Origin of the sequence: Rhodococcus sp. AW25M09, assembly GCF_000333955.1 — a bacterium.
Taxonomy (GTDB): domain Bacteria; phylum Actinomycetota; class Actinomycetes; order Mycobacteriales; family Mycobacteriaceae; genus Rhodococcoides.
The window spans coordinates 43,096-63,946 of the sequence record NZ_CAPS01000012.1; the positions used below are offsets into that span (position 1 = coordinate 43,096).

At 65.2% G+C, this 20,851-nt stretch carries 16 protein-coding genes; 8 read left to right on the forward strand and 8 right to left on the reverse strand.

The annotated features are described in order from the left end of the window. Window positions 1–101: 101 nt before the first annotated feature. Window positions 102–1,238 carry a DUF3068 domain-containing protein gene (locus RHODMAR_RS02055; RefSeq protein WP_008710757.1) on the forward strand — a complete coding sequence of 379 codons (1,137 nt, stop codon included), beginning with the start codon at window positions 102–104 and terminating at the stop codon, window positions 1,236–1,238. A 148-nt stretch (window positions 1,239–1,386) separates the two neighbouring features. Next, window positions 1,387–2,892, forward strand: coding sequence for a hypothetical protein (locus RHODMAR_RS02060; protein ID WP_008710759.1), 1,506 nt, complete (start codon window positions 1,387–1,389; stop codon window positions 2,890–2,892). Between the two features lie 27 nt (window positions 2,893–2,919). On the opposite strand, the gene RHODMAR_RS02065 is transcribed toward RHODMAR_RS02060, so the two are convergent. Beyond that, entirely contained in the window at window positions 2,920–4,143 is a 1,224-nt protein-coding gene (locus RHODMAR_RS02065) for a hypothetical protein (RefSeq protein ID WP_008710761.1), read from the reverse strand. Between the two features lie 25 nt (window positions 4,144–4,168). Between RHODMAR_RS02065 and RHODMAR_RS02070 the strand changes: the two genes are divergently transcribed. After that, on the forward strand, window positions 4,169–5,893 hold the full coding sequence (locus tag RHODMAR_RS02070) for a hypothetical protein (RefSeq protein WP_008710764.1): 1,725 nt from the start codon (window positions 4,169–4,171) through the stop codon (window positions 5,891–5,893). Here RHODMAR_RS02070 and RHODMAR_RS02075 read toward each other — a convergent pair. Further along, window positions 5,822–7,060, reverse strand: a complete 1,239-nt coding sequence (locus RHODMAR_RS02075; RefSeq protein WP_008710768.1) for a glycosyltransferase family 4 protein — start codon at window positions 7,058–7,060, stop codon at window positions 5,822–5,824. The genes RHODMAR_RS02070 and RHODMAR_RS02075 overlap by 72 nt on opposite strands. A gap of 93 nt (window positions 7,061–7,153) precedes the next feature. On the opposite strand from RHODMAR_RS02075, the gene RHODMAR_RS02080 reads away from it, so the two are divergent. Both RHODMAR_RS02080 and RHODMAR_RS02085 read left to right on the forward strand, forming a co-directional pair. Then, window positions 7,154–7,912, forward strand: a complete 759-nt coding sequence (locus RHODMAR_RS02080; protein WP_042937632.1) for a class I SAM-dependent methyltransferase — start codon at window positions 7,154–7,156, stop codon at window positions 7,910–7,912. A gap of 9 nt (window positions 7,913–7,921) precedes the next feature. Next, window positions 7,922–8,800, forward strand: coding sequence for an ROK family protein (locus RHODMAR_RS02085; RefSeq protein ID WP_008710772.1), 879 nt, complete (start codon window positions 7,922–7,924; stop codon window positions 8,798–8,800). Between the two features lie 34 nt (window positions 8,801–8,834). Here the strand turns inward: RHODMAR_RS02085 and RHODMAR_RS02090 are convergent, their stop codons facing one another. The 6 genes from RHODMAR_RS02090 to RHODMAR_RS02115 form a co-directional block, all read right to left on the reverse strand. After that, window positions 8,835–9,611, reverse strand: coding sequence for an HIRAN domain-containing protein (locus RHODMAR_RS02090; RefSeq protein ID WP_008710773.1), 777 nt, complete (start codon window positions 9,609–9,611; stop codon window positions 8,835–8,837). Beyond that, window positions 9,598–10,554, reverse strand: a complete 957-nt coding sequence (locus RHODMAR_RS02095; protein ID WP_042937634.1) for a HipA domain-containing protein — start codon at window positions 10,552–10,554, stop codon at window positions 9,598–9,600. Before RHODMAR_RS02095 ends, RHODMAR_RS02090 begins: the two co-directional genes overlap by 14 nt. 128 nt (window positions 10,555–10,682) lie before the next feature. Continuing rightward, window positions 10,683–12,512, reverse strand: a complete 1,830-nt coding sequence (locus RHODMAR_RS02100) for a phosphoenolpyruvate carboxykinase (GTP) (RefSeq protein WP_008710777.1) — start codon at window positions 12,510–12,512, stop codon at window positions 10,683–10,685. A gap of 309 nt (window positions 12,513–12,821) precedes the next feature. Continuing rightward, on the reverse strand, window positions 12,822–13,127 hold the full coding sequence (locus RHODMAR_RS02105) for a DUF6802 family protein (RefSeq protein ID WP_157225958.1): 306 nt from the start codon (window positions 13,125–13,127) through the stop codon (window positions 12,822–12,824). 34 nt (window positions 13,128–13,161) lie between these two features. Next, a complete protein-coding gene (locus RHODMAR_RS02110; RefSeq protein WP_008710781.1) occupies window positions 13,162–14,709 on the reverse strand; it encodes a hypothetical protein in 1,548 nt (515 codons plus the stop codon). After that, window positions 14,706–15,806, reverse strand: coding sequence for a hypothetical protein (locus RHODMAR_RS02115; RefSeq protein WP_008710783.1), 1,101 nt, complete (start codon window positions 15,804–15,806; stop codon window positions 14,706–14,708). The genes RHODMAR_RS02110 and RHODMAR_RS02115 overlap by 4 nt, the downstream gene beginning before the upstream one ends. Window positions 15,807–15,994: 188 nt before the next feature. Here RHODMAR_RS02115 and trmB point away from each other — a divergent pair, with 188 nt between their 5' ends. Genes trmB through RHODMAR_RS02130 form a run of 3 tightly spaced genes read left to right on the forward strand, consistent with a single transcriptional unit; the run spans window position 15,995 to window position 20,712 of the window. Then, on the forward strand, window positions 15,995–16,771 hold the full coding sequence (trmB, locus tag RHODMAR_RS02120) for a tRNA (guanosine(46)-N7)-methyltransferase TrmB (RefSeq protein ID WP_442970018.1): 777 nt from the start codon (window positions 15,995–15,997) through the stop codon (window positions 16,769–16,771). 14 nt (window positions 16,772–16,785) lie between these two features. Then, on the forward strand, window positions 16,786–17,472 hold the full coding sequence (locus RHODMAR_RS02125; RefSeq protein WP_086000226.1) for an NYN domain-containing protein: 687 nt from the start codon (window positions 16,786–16,788) through the stop codon (window positions 17,470–17,472). Further along, window positions 17,473–20,712, forward strand: a complete 3,240-nt coding sequence (locus tag RHODMAR_RS02130) for an MMPL family transporter (protein WP_008710788.1) — start codon at window positions 17,473–17,475, stop codon at window positions 20,710–20,712. Window positions 20,713–20,851 lie beyond the last annotated feature (139 nt).

Consider the following 20,851-nt stretch of genomic DNA (forward strand, 5'->3'; position numbering starts at 1 on the left):
CACCTGCGACGTGTCGAAAGAAATCGGGCATAGCGTCGGGGGTTAACGTCCATCCCGCCTGCGATGTCTTCCAATCAAGCGGTCAACTAAGGAGAGTCAGCATGGCGGAGCGCTCAGGGCCGAGCCGGATACTAGCCCTCGTCCTCATCGGTTTGGGCGCATTTCTGGTGGTCGCCGCCATCCTCATTCCCACATACACGGTCTCGGCGCTCGAGAAGACGCCGCTGGACCTCGAGGTCACCACCGTCTCCACCGGAGAGGGCAGTGTGCTGGACAAGGCCACCCTCACGGCCGGACGCGCAGCCGTGGACCAGAACGTTCCGATCGTCTCGCAGCGATTCGTCACCGTCGAGGATCCCTCGGACGCCGACATCATCACGGTGCAGGCCGGCACGACCCTGCGTCGCAGCGACAAGCAGGCCGACACCGGACTGCTGACCGCCACCGTCGACCGCGTCACCCTCGACCGCAAGAGCTCGATGCCCGTCGACAACCCGGTTGGATCGATCCAGGTGGCAGGCGACAAGCCCGCCGAGGAAGTTGCCCACACCGGGCTGCAGTACAAGTTCCCGTTCAACGCAGAGCAGAAGAGCTACCCGTACTTCGACATCAACACTCGCCAGTCGCAGGACATCGACTTCGTCGAAGCCACCGAGATCAACGGCACGCCCGTGTACAAGTACCAGCAGACCATCGCACCGGTCGATCTGTCGACCGTTGCGAACCTGCCGACCAACAAGGTCACGCTGCCCGCCGACACCTGGGGCGTCGAAGGTGGCGCCGCACCGGTGACCATGACCCGCTGGTACGAGAACGTCCGCACCCTCTGGGTCGAGCCCGAGACCGGCGTCATCGTCAAGGGTGACGAGCAGATCCACCAGTACTACGCACGCGAGGCCGGCAATCCCGAGGTCGACGTGCTGAAGGTACCGCTCACGTTCGACGAGAACACCATCGAATACCAGATCCAGCAGGCCAAGGACGGCCAGGACAAGCTGTCACTCTTCGGCCGCACGGTCCCGATCGTCGCCGGTATCCTCGGTGTCATCTCGCTGATCGCCGGAGTCGTCCTGCTGGTGCGCGGCAACGGCGACGGTGGACATCGTCAGCCCGCCCGGACGGACAACACTCCGCGACCGAGCCCCGCAGGCGGAACCTCACCCGCACCGTCGCGCGACCGTGACTGGACGACCGATCGCACCGAAGAAATCCCGAGGACGAACCTCTCCAAGGAGTAAGTGCCTTCGGCAGGAGTGGATCCTGCGGAACGACCAGATGGAACAGTGGCGTGGTTGAGTGCCCGTGAGGGCACGCAACCACGCCACTCGTCTGTGTGGGGACCGACGATGGTCTACGGTGTCGGAATGCTGACAACACGCAGAAAGAATGTCTCGGCCCACTGAGAACGACGGCGCACCATCGAACAGCGCGCCCGATATCTTCGCCATGACCGACCACATCACGTCGGTGTACGCAGATGAAATAGCGGTCTATCGACGCTTCTTGCGGCACCTTGCCGCCGATCGCACCCTGTCCCACTCTCGCTGGCCGGTCGACGACCACCCGGTAGTAGGGCCCTCGCTCAACGTTCCCGGTCTGCGCATACACGTGCGACACAGCTACCAGGACGCGGCAGATCTGGGATCGTTTCCGGCCGAATCGAATCCGCTCCTTCTGCGTATCCACGTCCAAGGGTTCTCCGACGAATACCGGGACCGCACAGCTGCGCGATCCAATCTTGTGGACTCGGTGACCGATCCGGAGGGCGAGGCCTGGGCGCGTGCGCTCTTGGGCCCGCGATGGGCCGACTATGCGTACGAATTGGTGCGCACTCCGAAATCACCGACGAACACGGCGACGCGAATGTTGTTCGCACAGCGCGTCTATGCGCTGTTGCTCGGTGACGACGGGGAGCCGATGCTTGCGCCGGACAATTTCGCCTTTCGGCGGGTGTGGCACGGGATCGATTCGGCCCGCAAGATCGTCCCGACATCACCTGTGGTGGTGGCGCACCTCGACGCCGTGGGTCCGTTTTTCAGGACCGAGGACTTCCGCGATCCGAATACCGATGCCGATGCCGATGCCGATGCCGATGGAGGGTGGCGTCTCGACATCACCGGCGAGGACGTCGACGGTCTCCCGAAGACAGCGGCTTCGACCGCACGCAGTCTGACGCGCTCGGTGCGTGTTCGAGGTCGAGTCGACACCAAATTTCGGCCGATCCGGGTTCATATCGAGCAGGACCAGGCCCGAGTCTATTTCCACTGGGCGATGAACCCGAATACGTTCGCACTGACGTTGCGATTCCCACAGTCGAAGGAAGACTTTTCCGGCCCACCCTTGGACTCTCCTGGTTCTGTTGTGGCCGAGTGTCTTTCGATTTGGCAGGAAGACCTGCGGACAGGCTTGCTGGTGTGGGGACATCGCGTCCGACGAGCTGACGGTGCCGTTGGTATTTCGTGGCCGATCGCCGAGCTCGACAGCGGTCGAGAGCATGCGGTGGCAGCAGTACCGCGACATGGCACCTCGGGTTCCTGGCTCTCGCGCGCCGGGTTGGAGATCGAGACGGCCCGAGAAGCGCAGGCATCCGGTGTGCTCGCCGTGTGGTTGCAGGCCTATGTCGATAGCCGCGAGGCGCGGCCGTTCGTGGGACACGCCGCGGCGCGATGGATCGACGACACCACCGCGCGGATCGATGTTCTCGAGGTGGTGCCCGGCACCTCTCGGCCGGTGGTGACGCAGCTCGTGCACTCGATCACGCACACCCTCGCCAACGCAGGTGCGAAAGCAATCGAGTTGCTCTTCACAGACGAGACTTTCGTGACGTTCGGGTACGTGCCGAACCCGACGACCGCCCACGGCATGTACCTCGATGTCACTACGATGCCGTAGCCCCATGCAGGCGGACTGCGCCGGGACTCAACTCCGGTCGGGTCCGGTTGGGGCGATTTCGCGGTTCCCCCACAACACCAGCCCGCACACCACCGCCATCGTCACTGCTGCGGTGACCGCGGCGACGGTGACGAATTGCGCGAGCGTCGAGGCCACGAACAGCAACAGCAGCACCTCGGCGGCGAGGGCGAACCAGGCGACGAAGGCAAGGTGGGTGCGTTCGCCCGCAATGGCCCACAGCAACGCGCTCTGCAACACGGCCAGGCACGCACCCTGAAGAACGAACAGCCAGACATAGTTCTGCACACCGGAATACGTATCGCCGACGACCAACGGCAACAGCGGAGACGCCAGTGCACCGCCGATCACCAGAACCGTACCGAGTCCCGCGACGACGGCCAGCGCCGATCGCACCGCGGAGGCAGAATGCAGCGGGTTTGCCATCCGCGGATACAGCACGACACCGACGGCCTGCGGCAACCAGAATGCCGCCTTGGACGCGACGGCCCCGACTGCGTACAGCCCGGCCTCGTTGGAGCTGAGCAGCGTGCGCGCCAGCACCAGATCCAGCGCGGACATCGCGATCAACACCAACTGCACCTGCGACGCCTGGAGCACGGCCAGAACGGTGACCTTGGTTTCCGATACCGCGTGCACCGGCACCCCGGCCGTCCACCGCGCGCCGAGTGAGACCACCCCGATTCCGGCAGCCGTGGCCAACAGAACCGAACCAGGACCACCGCCGAGCACCAACACCAGCACGGCCGGAGCAACCTTTCCGAAGCCGGCTGCGGCCAACACGACGCTCAGGGCTCCGAAACGCCCACGTCCCTGCAGCAAACCCTGTTCGGCGGCCAACAGCACCAGCACCGGCGCAGCGATGACCGCGGACACGGTCGATGCCATCGAGATGTCCATGGCGGCAGACAGTGCCGGAGCCAGCGCCACAGCCAGCACACCGACCACCGCCGCGCACCGATACCCGACGGTCCGCAGCTCACGAGAACTGCGCCCCCGCACCACCTCACGTGCGACGACGGACTGCAACGCCAACGCCGGGACTGCCAGAACCAACTGTGCAGCAAGCAGACTCGCGAACTCGCCGTAGCCCTCGACGCCGAGCATCCGACTCGCGAGCACCTGCAGCACGTACGCCGCAACGTTCGCGAACATCGAACCGGCCGTCACCATCCCCATCCCGGCGACCGACGCACCCGCCGTGTGGTCTGCCTCGGAGGCGCGGAAAGACATGAGCCCACGGTATAGGGTGCCGATCATGGCGTGGTCGAGGTCGAGGTGGACACCGCCCGTCTACAGCCTGCTGCTCTCGGTGCTGATTCTCGGCCCACTACTCGGCCCCGGCTACCTACTACTGCGCGACGCCGTCAGCACTCCCCGCTCGTACTTCACCGACTCCGCCTGGGGCATCGCCGACGCGGCCGCGCGCGCAGTCCCGCAGGATGCCGCGATCGCCGCGCTGTCGACGGTGTTCGACGGCGGACTGGTGGTCAAGACCATCCTGCTGCTGGCACTGTGGCTGGCCGGTTGGGGTGCGGCAGTCATGGCCCGCACGGTGTTACCGACGGCCCCGCTACCCGCCCTGCTCGTCGCCTCGACGGTGGCGGTGTGGAACCCGTATGTCGCCGAGCGACTGCTGCAGGGTCACTGGAGCCTGCTCGTCGGATACGCCGCCCTCCCGTGGACGGTGGTCGCCGGGATGGCTGTGAGATCCGGTCGTTCCTGGTGGGCCCTCGCAGTCTGTCTCGCCGCAGCCGGGCTCACCCCCACCGGCGCGTTGCTGGCCGCGACCATCGCCTTGGTGGTCCTCGCCGTCCCCGGGGGTGCCCGACGCGGCCTGCGCGTGGTCGTCACCCTCGCCATCGCGGCGGTGGCGTCGGCGCCGTGGCTGGTGGCGACGATGGTGTCGGGCAGTGGCGTCGAACAGACCGATCCTGCGGGCTGGGCTGCTTTCGCGGCGCGCGCGGAGCCGGGCCTGGGTACTGTCGGCAGCCTGGCCGGTCTCGGCGGAATCTGGAATTCTCAGGCCGTACCCGCCTCCCGGACAGGACTTTTCGCTCTTGTCGGCACGGCGGTGCTGCTGACGGTGGTGGCGTTGGGCGTGTGGCCGCTGATCAGGCGTCGACGCAATTCCGTGATAGTCGGCCTCGCTGTCGTGGCGATCGGTGTGATCGTGGTTCCTGCGCTGGCGGCGACGGGACCCGGATTGGCGGCCGCTCGCGTTCTGGGCGAGAGCGTTCCCGGAGCCGGATTACTGCGCGATTCCCAGAAATGGGTGGCGTTGGCGATGCCGTTCTATGCGCTCGCCGCGGCAGCCGGAATCGGGCACATGTGCACCCGATTCCGCACCTCCTGGCTGTCGGCGGCCGCCGCGATACTGGCCCTGCTGATCGCGTTGCCAGACCTGGGCTGGGGCGTCGGCAATGCGGTGAAGCCGGTGACGTACCCGGCCTCGTGGCAGGCCGTCGCAACCGAATTGAACGGCGCAGCAGGCGATGTCGCGGTACTACCGGCCGGGATGTTCCGCCGCTTTCCCTACAGCGGTAGCGCTCCCGTTCTCGATCCCGCGCCGCGCATGCTGCCACTGGACGTGTTGCAGACCGGCGAGCTCATCGTCGCGGGCGGCACGGTGCGCGGCGAGGGAGCACGGGCCACGGACGTCCAGAATGCTTTGCTTGCAGGCGAATCCGCGAACACACTTGCAGAATTGGGCGTCGGCTGGGTACTGGTCGAGAACACGACCCCCGGCGAACTCGGCGCATCCGAGCAGACGCTGAAACCACTCGACATTGCCTATTCCGACGAGCAACTCACGCTCTACCGGGTGCCGAATCCGGTGACCGCCGAGAGCCGGTCGGCCGTGGCCGTCGTCATTGCGCACCTGGCCTGGGCGCTGCTGCTTCTCGGGGGACTAGTGGTGGGACTGCGACGCTCCAGCCGAATCAGTTTGCGGCGCAGCGTCGCCCGACCCGACCAGCCCTGACGACCAGGTGCCGCGCGTCGTCGCCTCGAGCACGGAGTACACACCCTGAGCGCACTGCTCCCATGAGAATTCACCGGCACGCACACGCGCTTTCTCGCCCAGACGAGTTCGGGCTTCCGCGTCGAGCAGCAGTTCCGACACGGCAGCGATCAATCCGGAGACGTGGCGGTCTTCGTCGCCGACCGAAAGACCACCCACCAGCACCCCGGTGACGCCGTCGATGATCGAATCGGTGAGCCCCTTGGAGCTTCGGTAGCCCACGGTCGGTACGCCGTGCTGAGCCGCCTCGACGACCGCGAGGCCCCAGCCCTCTTTACGGGAGGGCATCACGTGCACCCAAGACCGACCGAGTAGCTCGTGCTTGCGCTCCTCCTCGACATGCCCGTGGAAGGTGACGTAGTCCTCGATTCCCAGTTCACCCACGTAGTCGCGAAGGTTCTGCTCCCACCAGCCGCCTCCGATGACGTCGAGGTGGATGTCGGGAATCCGGCCGCACAGCGCCGCGACGACATCGAGCGCGTCCTCGATCTGCTTGTGCGGAACCAGCCTGGACAGCACGGTCAGCGACGGATACGGGGTACGGGTGGTGTCGTCGCCCTCCGGCACCGACTGTGGAATCTCGTCGGCCCCGTTACGCACCACAGCGATGCGCTCGCGGGCGACGCCGAGAGCGACCAGCTCGTCCGCTGACGGCAACGACACCGTCAAGTACTGATTCCGCCGGTGCACTCGGGGGGAGACCGTCGATTCGAGCCACCAGCCGAGCTTGGCCATCATCGGCCCCGCAACCGGCCACTGCTCGCGATGGCAGTGGTGCACCAGCAACGTCACCGGAACGCCGAGCGCGGCACGCGAGAAGAAGGGAATGCCGTTCTGGGTGTCGATCACCGCGTCGGGAGCAATGCCTTTGAGTGGGCCGAAACCGAGCCGTCCGGCTGCGATGGCGGCCAGTGCGCGGGGATACACCGACAGGCGTCCACCGCCGCGACTGATGCGAATGCCGTCGACGATCTCCTCGGCGGGAGCTCCGGGGTACGACGCCGTCCTCAGCGTGACGCGGACGCCGCGTCGAGCCAGACCTGCGCCCACCTGCTCGAGGTATCGCTCGCTGCCGCCGCCCTGCGGGTGCCCGGTATCGCGCCAGCACAGCAACAGAACCTCGCGCACAGCTCACTTCACCCAATTTCCGCATGTCGTCTCGACCGCCGTCGATTACCGCTGCCACAGTAACCGCTAGGGTTCGTCTTCGTGACTTCCGCCGTGACACGTCTGTTCGCCTCTCGCGCGACGCTGCGCCGCTCGGTGAGTCTGCTGAAGGACTTCGGGCACGAACAGAGCGCGCCCGACATCTTCTACGGAGCGCTGGCCCGCGATTCGGTGGAACTGATCGGCGACCTGTACCGCGGCTCGACGGGTACCGACATGTCCGCGGCAACCGTATTGGACGTGGGCGGCGGCCCCGGATACTTCGCCGAGGTCTTCGGGGCGAGCTGCGCGCGCTACCTGCCCGTCGAACCCGATGCGTCGGAGATGCACGCAGCAGGGCTGCAGATACCCGGTTCGGTGCGCGGGTCCGGAATGGCCCTCCCGTTCCGAAGCGACAGCGTCGACATCTGCTTCTCCTCGAACGTCGCCGAACACGTACGTGAGCCGTGGACCATGGCCGAAGAGATGCTCCGCGTCACCAAACCCGGTGGGTTGACGGTGCTCTCGTACACCATCTGGTTCGGTCCTTTCGGTGGCCACGAGACCCGGCCCTGGCACTACCTCGGCGGTGAATACGCCGCCCGCCGCTACGCCCGCACCCATGGCCACGAACCGAAGAATCGATTCGGCGAATCACTGTTCGACATCAGCGCAGCAGACGGATTGCGTTGGGCACGAAGCACTCCCAACGCGACGCTACTGGCCGCATTCCCGCGATACCACCCGCGCTGGGCATGGTGGATGATGCGCGTTCCGGTGCTCCGTGAGTTTCTCGGCAGCAACCTCGTCCTGGTCCTGAAACCAACTGGATAACCTGGAACGATGACGGCACTCGCTCTCGACATCGGCGGCACCAAGATGACAGCGGCACTCGTCGGCGATGACGGGCGTCCGCAGAACTCGGCCACGGTGCCCACTCCCGCAGCCGACGTGTGGGCGGCGTGCGCACCGCTGCTTCGAGACATCGCCGCCGGACAGCACATAGATCGCATCGGCGTCGCGTGCTCCGGGCCGGTAAATCTCGAGACCGGAGCAGTCGCGCCGATCAACATCGACGAGTGGAAGAACGGCTTCGAGCTGCGAGATCACCTCTCCGAGATCTTTCCCGACGCCGACATCCGCCTCGCGATGGACGGCAGCGCAGCCGCACTGGGTGAACATCGCTTCGGTGCCGCTGTGGGGATACCGGACGTGCTGAGCCTGGTGGTGTCCACCGGTATCGGCGGCGGATTGGTGCTCGGCGGTTCAATTGCCGCCGGGGCCAGTGGAAACGCGGGCCACATCGGCCACATCGTCGTGCCGGGATCGACGACGCCGTGTGCATGCGGCGGCATCGGATGCGTCGAAACCGTGTCGAGTGGGCCGTCGGCTGTGCGGTGGGCGCGCGAGCAGGGTTGGACAGGAAGCACAGGAACCGAACTTGCCGCCGACGCCACCGCGGGAGAGCCGGTCGCGATCACCTCGTTGCAACGCGCCGGAGTTGCCCTGGGACAGGCCATCGCTTCCGCCGTCGCCCTCGTGGACGTGCGCATGGTGGTGATCGGTGGTGGTTTCGCCCAAGCCGGCCCGCCGCTGTGGAATCCGATCCAGGAGTCGATCGCGCTGCACGCGCGTCTGAAATTTCTCGACGGCCTGCAGGTGGTACCCGCTGCACTGGGGGGACTCGGCACTTTGTACGGCGCAGCCGCCCTCACCGCCTGACCGGGCAAACCCACACCACGAGTCCGCAGTCGAGTCACGTGACCGGTAGCCACTCCGACTTGTCGAAAGCGAACTGCTCGCAACGACCGCTCAAGCGCAGCAGCAATCTCAGATGTGGATGTGTGTCAGCCGCATTCGCGCGTACAACCGTGAGTTCGCAAGCTCCGTAGTTCATTACGGAATGCACGTGGTCCAGAAGCGGATCCGGCACGTACCCGAGGTGCAGTCCTGCACCTGTGATCCGAACAGCGAGCGGATTCGTCTCGTTGCCCGGTTCCGACTCAAGTGTAAGCAGGTCGCCAGGTGAGAGCGTCGAGATAAGGGAGCTGGCGTCCGGACCTCGGTGGCGGACGCCATGCGCCAGAAAGTGCGCAGAGGTCTCGCGGGTCGCGAAATCCCAGGTCGGCAACGAAATGAGCTCGATAGGGTCACCCTCGCGGTGGCCTCCCGATGCGGCCAGGATCTCCCAAGCGTCGGCATCCGACTCCAGATCGAGCCCGGCGAGATAAACAGGTCGATCCGGTCGCTTCGCGCTCATCACTCGGTCGGCGAACGACGGGAACAGCCGGGTCGAACGATAACGACGACGTTCATCGCCGAATCCAACCATCGGGAGAAACCATGGCTCGCGCGACGCAGCGTCGAGGTAGACGAATTCATAGACCGGCGCATCACCACCGGTGAGTTTGTCCAGATATCCGACCGCTCGATAGGTGCCGTCCTCTACACCCCGACGAGTAACGATGAGTCTCGACCTGCATACACCGAGGTCAGCACCGACACCTATCGGGGCGAATTCAGTGGAGATCATCGAGGAGTCGCTTTCGGTTCGTGGCTACGGCTATCTGTACGAAGGTACGGGTGTGGTCCGACAAGTTTGGTGCCGCGTTGATGACATCGTTGCATAGGTGCAGGTCGAGGCCCACTATTTGTTGGCGCCAGTACCGCTGCGCATCCTGGGTCGCCAGTGACAACGCTCGCACTGCGAGGTCGATCAGGCCAACCGCCTCCTGGCCGTCGAACCGCTTGGTCGCACCCTTGGAGCACCACCGCTCGACCGCTGCGGTTTTCACTCGTTCTGCGCGATAGCTGTCTCCATTGCCGCTCGACAACGCCGAGCCGTGATCGAAAGAGGGGCTCAGGCATAGCGCGCCAGTAGACGGATTCTGCAGGACTCCCCAGTTGTGGGCGTGTCTGTCGGTGTTGGCTATCAGCGCATCGAGCACGAGATACCCCGCGAAGACGTCGAACGCCGGCTGATCGGCAAACTCGGTACCCACAGGCCCTTTCAACCGAGCAAGCACCGCGACCACAGCAGTCAGTGTGTGGCCCACACAGGATTCCGAATCGAACTCGTCGTCACGCTCGGCAAGCAGCGCGGCACCCGGAGTCCACGCCCACCGGGCAGGCCTCATGTCTCGACTGATGGAACCGAGTACCGATTCCCCTGTGAATCGTCGAACGACAGTGGCCAACTCTGTCTCGGCTGCCGGTACGTTGATCAGACGGGCAAGCTCGTAAGAGATCTTTTCCGCCCAATCCTCACCTCGCACCAGGAGATCGGGTGCGTCACCGCGCGCGCGGCGCTCCCGAGAGAGCGTCAGTTCCTTGATTCGCCGCGGCTTGAACAGCCAATGTCCGGCGTGGGGCGATGCCTCAGGTGCCGTGAACCATCGCTTCTCCTCTGCACCACCCGGCTCGCTTTCGCCGCGGGTCCAATCAGCCAGGTCGACAACGCGGAACGGTTCACCCACGCCCAAAACACTAGGGCGCACTGCAAGACGCACCATCGCGGCTCGCAGATAGCTGGCAGAAGCGACATTTACCCACACAGCCAGAACGGGGCCCACCCCTCGGTGAGCCCCGTTCCGTGTCGTGAATACTACGCGCCCAGACGCTGCTTGAGGGCGTCGAATTCGTCCTGAATTCCGGTGGGCAGCTTCTCGCCGACGAAGTCGAACCACTCCTGGATCAGCGGGATCTCCGCCTTCCACTCCTCGGTGTTCACCGCGAGTGCCTCGGCGACGTCCTCGACGGTGGTGTCGAGTCCGTCGATGTCGAGTGCCTCGGCAGTCGGGACCACACCGATCGGCGTCTCGACGCCCGCGGCCTTGTGCTCGATGCGCTCGACGATCCACTTGAGCACGCGGGAGTTCTCACCGAATCCGGGCCACAGGAAGCGCTTGTCGTCGCCGCGACGGAACCAGTTGACGTAGAACACCTTCGGCAGCTTCGACTCGTCGGCGTTCTTGCCGAGGTCGATCCAGTGCTGGAAGTAGTCGCCCACGTTGTAGCCGAGGAACGGCAACATGGCCATCGGATCGCGTCGGACGGTACCGACGGTGCCTTCGGCGGCGGCGGTCTGCTCGGAGCCGACGGTGGCTCCCATGAACACGCCGTGCTGCCAGTCGCGGGCCTCGGTCACCAGCGGAACGGTGGTCTTGCGACGACCGCCGAACAGGATGGCCGAGATCGGCACGCCCTGCGGGTCGTCCCACTCGGGAGCCATCGACGGGCACTGGGCCATCGGCACGCAGTAGCGCGAATTGGGATGTGCGGCGTCGGTGCCGGACTCGGGAGTCCAGTCGTTGCCCTTCCAGTCGATGAGGTGATCGGGCGTTCCTTCGAGGCCTTCCCACCACACGTCACCGTCGTCGGTCATGCCGACGTTGGTGAACACGGAGTTGCCCTGATCGATGGTCTTCATCGCGTTCGGGTTCGAGTCCCAGTTGGTGCCCGGCGCGACACCGAAGAAACCGAACTCGGGGTTGACGGCGTAGAGGCGGCCGTCCTCACCGAAGCGCATCCAGGCGATGTCGTCACCGATGGTCTCGGCACGCCAGCCCGGAATGGTCGGCTGGATCATCGCGAGGTTGGTCTTGCCGCACGCCGACGGGAATGCCGCCGCGATGTAGTACGCCTTGTCCTCGGGGGAGATCAGCTTGAGGATCAGCATGTGCTCGGCGAGCCAGCCCTCGTCGCGGGCCATCGCCGAGGCGATACGCAGCGAGTAGCACTTCTTGCCGAGCAGCGCGTTACCGCCGTAACCGGATCCGTAGCTCCAGATCTCGCGGTCCTCGGGGAACTGGGTGATGTATTTGGTGTCGTTGCACGGCCACGGGACGTCCGCCTGGCCCTCCGCGAGCGGTGCGCCGAGCGAGTGCAGCGCCTTGACGAAGAATCCGTCGTCGCCGATCTTGTCGAGCGCGGCCTGGCCCATGCGGGTCATCACGCGCATGGACACCACGACGTACTCGGAGTCGGTGAGCTCGACGCCCAGCTTCGGGTCGTCTGCACCGAGCGGGCCCATGCAGAACGGGACGACGTACATGGTGCGTCCGCGCATGCAGCCGCGGTAGAGCTCGGTCATGAGCGACCGCATCTCGGCGGGGTCCATCCAGTTGTTGGTGGGACCGGCGTCGATCTCTTCCTTGGAACAGATGTACGTGCGCGATTCGACGCGAGCGACGTCCGACGGATCGGAGTTGCCGAGGAACGAGTTGGGCTTCTTCTCGTCGTTGAGACGAGTGAAGGTGCCGGCCTCGACCAGCTTGGTGGTCAGGCGCTCCCATTCGGCGTCGGATCCGTCAGCGAACACCACTGCGTCCGGTTCGGTCAGTTCGGCTACCTGAGAAACCCAGGCAAGCAGTTCTTTGTGTCGAGTCGGCACGCTGTCGGTGCCGCTCAAACCGGGAATGGTCGCTGAGGTCATCTAACTCTCCTGGGGTTAGCCGGAACCGGGAAGAACTCGCACGATCATGCTGGGCAAGCATCTGCGAGTAGATCTCGGTTTTCCCCTCTCGGCGGGGCGCTGCTCGACCGCTCGAGCTGCGGTACACCATCTTACCGGGTACTGCAAGCCGAGGACCGAGCGCCGGATGTCCTGTTCATCAGGTTAACGCCGCACGACGTGAAACCAGAAACAGGGTGTTGTCCGATTAGTCACAGGACCGATTCAGATAGGGAAAGATCCGCGCAAGAAGGCTTCGACCAGCGGTGATGCAGAGGCCCGACATTGAAGCTACAGCTCGCCGAATTCGATCATTTCGCCCCGACCGATACCGTTCGCCTCTCGAAAAATCTCCCAGGTTCGGTATTGTCCGTCACGTCCGAAGGCGGTGAACTTGTCCGTCACACCGTCCCCGTCGATATCGGTCGCCACTGTGATGCCGGCGTCGGTAGCTCGCACGGTGGTCTCGTAGTGACCGTCTCCGTCGAGATCGAACACGTCCGTCGAGAAGGTGGACGCACCCCCGCCGTCGAGGTCGGGTTCCGCCACCTCGTCTGCGGGCAGATCCCCTGCCGCGAAGCCATCCACCGCGATCATCGACACTCCCCACTTCACCGAACCGACATTGCACCTACCGACTACGACGCACCGGCAGATCGAACGGTTCCACGAGTGCGGGCGAAACTCGAGCGGGTTCTCGATCCACGACCACGCCTCGGTCGGGTTCGCGGAATCGCTCCAGCCCCCGCTCGAGGGCAGACAGATCTCGATCGCACGCCGACAGCAACGCCGATCGGTGGTCGGCGATCGTGCGCAGGTCGGCGTCCACCTCGGCGAGCTCGACGTCGATGCGAGCTGCTGCCTCCCGGTCTGCGGTAGCGACGGCGACCGCGAACACCGACTCCGCTTCGAGAATGCGAGAGAGCAACCGCTGCTCGATAGCAGATTTCACCCGGGCCACACTTTCCTGCGTCCAGCCCCGCAGGTGTGCCCGGTCGGCCACCAGTGCCCGCGAGCGCGTCAACCACCAGGCCAGCACACCGCCCAGAACGAGGGTGATCACGGTGTTGGCAACGGCCCAGGTCGGCATCAGGGCCATCGGGGAGACCACCAGCCGTCCCAGACCCACCCCCGCCGACGCCCCGACCACGATCATGATGGCGTCCTCGATACCTCGACGCCGGGGCGGTGGCTCGATATCGACAGACGTGTCCGCCGCATTCGGCTGCGCCGGCGTCGGGCTCAGCCCCAGATCGGTCTCCACCGCTCGCAGTCGGGCAGTCAACGCGGCGTCGGCTCGGTTCTGCGCACCACGCGCGGACTCGGTGACATGGGCGGGCAGATGCTTCAGTTCTGCGCGTCGGGCACTGTCGATCGCCTGCTTGGTCTCGACGCCCAGCACACGGAGATCTTCGGCGGCGCCGTGGAGAGACTCCACCCGTACCCGTTGAATTCGGTTGTGCAACAGTGCACGTCGGTCTCCACCGAGGCTCTCCCGTTCGCGCACGAGCTCGGCCCGCCGCGCCCGCAGCGGGGCGGTATCACCACCGCCGGTCACCGCGCGCGCTCTCGCCACGATCGACGCCCTGGCTATGGCTGCGCAGTGCTGCACTGCCGCCGCATGTTTGCGCTGCGATCCGATCGCCGTGGCCTGCAGCAGCAGTGCACCGAGCCGGTGCGCTACCGACTCCAGACGAGATTCGGCCGACATCGCCGCATCGCCGCCCTCCCGCCCCGTCTGCGCCAGCCGAACCGAGATCGGATGAAAGGTGCACTCCACCGCCCGCGGGACGCACTCGGCAACGAGCTCGCTGTCTGCGGTCACCACCTCTCGCCAGTGCCGATGCACGTCGATCTTGTTCACCACGAACACAACCGGCGTCGATTCGAGGGCAGCTCGCCACTGCTCGATCTCGATACGGCCGACCGGTGCCGACGCGTCGACGACGATCATCACGACGGCCGCACCGGACATCGAGTTCGTGAATTCGACCGAGTCCGTGGATTCGACGCCGCTGAGTAGCGCCAGCTCGTGGTGCAGCTCCGACTTGCCCGATCCGGCAGTCCCGGTGAGGTAGACCCCGGCGGGTCGACTTCTGCGAGCGGCTTCGATCTCATCGAGGGCATCCGAATTCCACCGACGCAGAACGCTTTTCATGTCCTCAGACAGCGGGGTCATCGACCCAGCATTCGCACGTACCCTCGACACAGCGCCAGTGCCGATCGGCGCACGTGAAGGTCCTCGGCCGCAGCCGCGCGCTGCTTCCACAGGACGGCCTGCTCCGCCGTATCCCGCTCCGTACCGGTCTCGATCGGAACTCCCAACTGCAGCGCAGCGCAGCGCATCTCGGCGGCCACCGCCTCGTCCGAGGCCAAGTACGACTCGACGGCGCTCCGGACATGCCGATGCCGAGCGGAAATCTGCTGCAAGCTTCGGTGCAGATCGGCGTCACGGGTTGCGGTTGCTGTCGACACGGCCGCCGAGACCGCCGCGATCAGGGCATCGGCACCGGAGGCATCGGCCAGCACGCGCTCGAGCTCACGGTCGGACGCGGCGGGTCGCCGGCGCAGAGCGCCGACGAGTAGGGCCAGGCCACGCAATTCGATGCAGTCGACCAACGCCTCCCGGCGACGCGTCGACAGTGCGATGTCGGCGGCATGAAACCGGTCGACCGTCAGCAGGTCGGCCGGCCCGAGGTCGGTGGCCGCGACGGCCCGCACGTCGGCCATGACGAGCGGCGCACCGGACCGTCCGATGCCGCGCAGTCCCACCGCCGTCGTACCCATCACCGGAAGGACGGTCCGACCGAGCTGTTCCGACGCGGCCGAAGCCGCCGCCTGGGGGTCGTCGAGCGTGTCCGCCTTGGTCAGCACGACGACCACTCCGTCCGATGTGCCACCGGATCCAGCACTGTCGCTGGGCCGAGAACTCAGGAATGCACTGTCGACCGGCGACACCGCGCCGGCGAACACGTAGACGAGTACGTTGCCCTCCGATTCGCCGCTCTGCGTTCTGTCTCCACCGTCTGTTCCGCTGTCTTCGCGCGAACGAACATCGAGGCCGTCGGCGTCGAGTGGTATCGATTCGAGCAGCGCGAGGATCGCGGACTTACCGACTCCCCGCCGACCCGTGACCCGGACGGTCAGCGGCTTCAGGCGGTGATGCAGGGCGATATCGATCGATTCCCGGGCCGCCGCACTCCCAGTCGTACCGCTCGCGCTCACTGCGGTGCGCTCACGCAGTCGGCCCAGATTCTCCTCGGCGACGTTCGTCATCGATCCCCCCAGAACGACCCGCCGTCCACCCCGGACCCGGCGCACAGCCCCCTGCTGCGGCACCGATTCTGGCACATCCGGGCCCATCCGAGCCGCTGGACAGAAATTGCACCGTTGTAATTCGGGAGGGTCATTCAGCCGCTGATCAGCGGTCGAACACGAAGTCTCAACTTCAACTTCAGACCCACCTGTCACACACTCCGTGGATGCGCGACAATGGACAGGTGAACGAGCCCCAGGACACCTCTGTCGACACCGAGGACAACGCATCGCGGACCCCTGAACGGGGCTCACGGCTGCACCCCCGAGTGACGAGCTTCCGCTCTCGGCGCGGTGCGCTGACCGAGGCTCAGCAGCGCACGTGGGACACACTGTGGCCGCGTATCGGCAGTGACGTGGCCGACGAGCAGATCGATATCGACTCCTGGTTCGGTCGCAGCGGCCCGGCGATCCTCGAGATCGGGTCGGGCACCGGCACCGCCACCACCGCGATGGCCTCGGCCGAGCCGCACGTCAACCTCATGGCCGTGGAGGTCTACCGCCCTGGCCTGGCGCAGACGCTGCAGCAGATCGAACGAGAAGGCATCGAGAACATCCGGTTGCTGCGCGGCGATGCAATGGACGTCCTCGAGAACATGCTCTCCTCGGAGTCGTTGACCGGCGTTCGCGTCTTCTTTCCCGATCCCTGGCCCAAGGTTCGCCACCACAAGCGTCGCCTGCTGCAGGGGCCGACGTTCGCGATGATCGCGGATCGACTGAAACCGGGTGGCGTTCTGCACGTGGCCACCGATCATGCCGAATACGCTGAGTGGATCGCCGAGGCCGGGAACGCAGAACCCGGTTTGACCGTTCTCGATTGGGAGTCGCCCATGACTCACGAGCGGCCGGTGACCAAGTTCGAGGGCAAGGCACAGCAGGTCGGTAGCTCGGTGACGGAATTGATCTGGGGAAAGAAGACAGCATGAGCGTCAGTACGGACATGCCCGACACCGTGGTCGACCCCTCCGAGCTCGGTGCGATCGGTGAATCGCGCCACAACAAACGGGTGCTGCTGGTCTGGGACGCGCCCAATCTCGACATGGGCCTCGGCGCAATCCTGGGTGGTCGACCCACCGCCGCATACCGCCCGCGGTTCGATGCACTGGGCCGATGGCTGCTCAGCCGCACCGCCGAACTCTCCACCTCGGGCACCGCGACTCTCGAACCCGAGGCCACGGTGTTCACCAACATCGCTCCCGGCAGCGCCGATGTCGTCCGACCCTGGGTCGAAGCATTGCGTAACGTGGGCTTCGCGGTGTTCGCCAAGCCCAAGGTCGACGAGGACAGTGACGTCGACGAGGACATGCTCGACCACATCGACTTCCGCAACCGTGACGGCGGTCTCGCCGGGGTCATGGTCGCGTCCGCCGACGGTCAAGCGTTCAAGGGGCCTTTGGAGGCCATCGCAGCAACCGGAGTGCCCGTACAGGTGCTGGGCTTTCGGGAGCACGCAAGCTGGGCTGTCACGTCGGACATTCTGGAGTTCCTCGATCTGGAGGACATCCCGGGCGTCTTTCGTGAACCACTGCCTCGGGTCAGTCTGGATTCGCTTCCCGACGAAGGCGCGTGGCTGCAGCCCTTCCGACCGCTGTCCGCCCTGCTCGTCGGGCGCCAAGGAGTTTCTTAAGTGTTCGCCAGATGGGGAGACATCGTCTACCGCCTTCGGTACACCGTCATCGGTGTCATGGTGGCCGGACTGCTGGGCTTCGCTGCCTACGGTCTCGATCTCAACAGCCATCTCAGTCAGAGCGGTTGGGACGATCCGACCTCGGAATCGGCTCAGGCTGCCCGTCTGGCGGACACGACGTTCGGTCGCGACAAGCAGGGTGACGTCATCGTCCTCTACACCGCGCCCGAGGGCTCGACCATCGACGATCCGGCGTTCCAGTCTGCGATCGTCTCGAATCTCGATTCGCTGGTGGCCGACCACCCCGACCAGATCGACAGGGTCAACGGCAGCTACTTCAAGACTTCCGGTGCTCCCAATCTCGCTGCGCTCGGTACCACCGACAAGCAACAGGCAATCGCCAGCGTCGCCATCAAGGGCGACAACGACACCGAACTGACCAACAACTTCCAGGAAGTCAAAGACGCCTTCTACGTAGACGGCGTCGATGTGCAGGTGACCGGCCTGCAGGCCGTGGCGGGCGCGTTGCAGTCGACCATGGCCGGCGACATCCACCGCATGGAACTACTGGCGATCCCGGCCGTTGCGGTGCTGCTGTTCTTCATTTTCGGTGGCGTCGTGGCTGCCGCTCTGCCGTTGATCATCGGTGGGCTGACGGTCGTCGGAGCCAACGGCATCGTCAAGGTGTTCACCAACTTCACCGAGGTCAACTCGTTCGTCGCTCCCGTGGTCTCGCTCGTCGGCCTCGGCTTGGCGATCGACTACGGATTGTTCATCGTGTCGAGATTCCGAGAAGAACTCGGCGACGGCTATACGACGCCGCAGGCCGTACGCCGGACCGTCATGACGGCCGGCCGCACCGTCGTGTTCTCCGCAACGATGATCGTTGCGTCCCTCGGTGGTCTGCTGCTGTTCCCGCAGGGCTTCCTCAAGTCGGTTGCGTACGGCTCCATCGCCACCGTCGCACTCGCAGCGCTGACCGCCATCACGATTCTGCCCGCGATGCTCGCCATCCTCGGCCCACGCGTCGACGCACTCGGCCTGAAGTTCATGCGCAAGACCAAGTCGAGCGAAGAAATCGAGAACGGCATGTGGGGCCGGCTCACTCGCTGGGTGATGCGCAACCCGGTCAAGGTCACCGTGCCCATCGTCCTCGGACTCGTGCTTCTCACCCTGCCTGTCGGCAACATCAAGTTCGGCGGCATCAACGAGACCTACCTGCCTCCCGACAACGTCACCCGCGTCGCGCAGGGCGAGTTCGATTCGCTCTTCCCGGGCCAGCGCACCGAGCCCATCAAGTTGGTCATCGAAGATGCGCAGGGTCCCAACCTCGCCGCTATCACCAACCAGGCCAACAATGCTCCCGGACTGGTGGAGAAGTTCACACCCGTCGGTGCCAGCAAAGACGGCATCATCGTGTTCAAGGCCGGACTCGTCGATCGCAACGACTCGAAACCGGCAATCGACTTCCTCCGCAGCATCGACGTCCCCGATGGGGCGACGGTTCTCGTCGGCGGCACTCCTGCCATCGAACAAGACTCGATCAGTGCGCTCATAGACAAACTTCCGCTGATGGCCATCCTGGTGGTGTTCATCGTGACGCTGCTGATGTTCCTGACGTTCGGATCACTGGTGTTGCCGATCAAGGCGGTGCTCATGACCGTCCTCGGCCTCGGTGCCACCATGGGCATATTGACGTGGATATTCATCGACGGCAACGGTGCGGGGCTGATGAACTTCACCCCGGGGCCGATCATGGCCCCGGTGCTGGTGCTGATCATCTCGATCGTGTTCGGTCTGTCCACCGACTACGAGGTCTTCCTGCTTTCACGCATGGTCGAGGCTCGCGAAAAGGGTGCCAGCACGAGCGAAGCCATCCGGATCGGCACCTCACACACCGGCCGCATCATCACCGCGGCCGCATTGATTCTCATCGTCGTCACCGGGGCCTTCGCGTTCTCCGATCTGGTGATGATGAAGTACATCGCCTACGGCATGATCGCGGCCCTCATCATCGACGCCACCCTCATCCGGATGTTCCTCGTGCCCGCCACGATGAAACTGCTCGGCGACGACTGCTGGTGGGCCCCGCAGTGGATGAAGCGCATTCAGCGCAAGCTGGGACTCGGCGAAACAATTCTCGAGGACGAGCTTCTCCCCATCGCCGACGTGCCCGAGCTTGCCCTCGCCGGGGGCGCACCGTCCACTACGGTTGCACCTCCGATGCGACCTGCACCACGCCGCAGCGAACCACTCACCGAGCCCATTCCTGTTGTTGCACCTCACGGTTCGGGCCCCATCAGGGCGACACACTTCGCAAAGGAAGAGTCTCGCCGTAGCGTGACAGGTCGGCCGGCAACACCGCCCGAGCACGAGCCTCAGGCCGCCCCCCAGGTTCAGCAAGCTCCCCGGCCCGCCCCCAGCCAGCCGACACCTCCGCGTCCCACCGTCGAACCTGAACCGACCCAGGCCGCCGAAGTCGTTCGACCTGAGCCCACGGTAGATCCGGTCGCCGCTCCCCCACCGGCTCAGCCCCCGCGGGCACCGAGTGCTCCGCGCACACCGGCCACACCGCCCAGTCGAATCCGCGCTGGTCGCACACCTCGCGCCGACGAGCCTGACGGACGATCCATCGAGAGCTGGCTCGCCGACCTGCGAGCACCCAGCGCATCGCCGCCGTCGAGTCGCTCGAATACGTCGAGTCACTCGAATACGACGAGCAATGGCACGAATTACAACGGTTCCAACCACAACGGTTCCACTACCAACGGCACGAACCACAACGGTCACGTCGAAAACGGTTCGACGCAGAACGGTCACGTTGAAAACGGTTCGGCGCAGAACGGTTCGGCGCAGAACGGTTCGGTGCAGAACGGTCACGTCGAGAACGGTTCCGGAGAGAGAAGCTCCACCCGGAACGGCCACGGCAGCAATGGATCCGAGCATCGCGGAAGCAACGGCTACAGCAGCAACGGGTCCGAACACAACGGAACCAACGGCCACGGCAGCAACGGATCCGAACACAACGGAACCAACGGAACCGCACGCAACGGCACCGACCACACTGGCTCCGAGCGCAACGGAACCAACGGGTCCGCGACGAGCGAGTCCCCCAGAACCTCGGGCCGGCGGGCAGCACCATCCCCCGAGAGCGGCGACAGTGGCCGTCATCGCGGCGGGGAGAACGGGCAGGTAGTCAGCGTCAGCGAGTTGCTCGCCCGCGAACGCAACCGTTCGTGAAAGCGGCCCATCCGAATCGGTCGTTTCGCAAGCTACACTGCTGGACTCGATAGGTCGTTTCGCAAGCTACACTGCTGGACTCGATAGGTCGTTTCGCAAGCTACACTGCTGGACTCGATAGGTCGTTTCGCAGGCTACA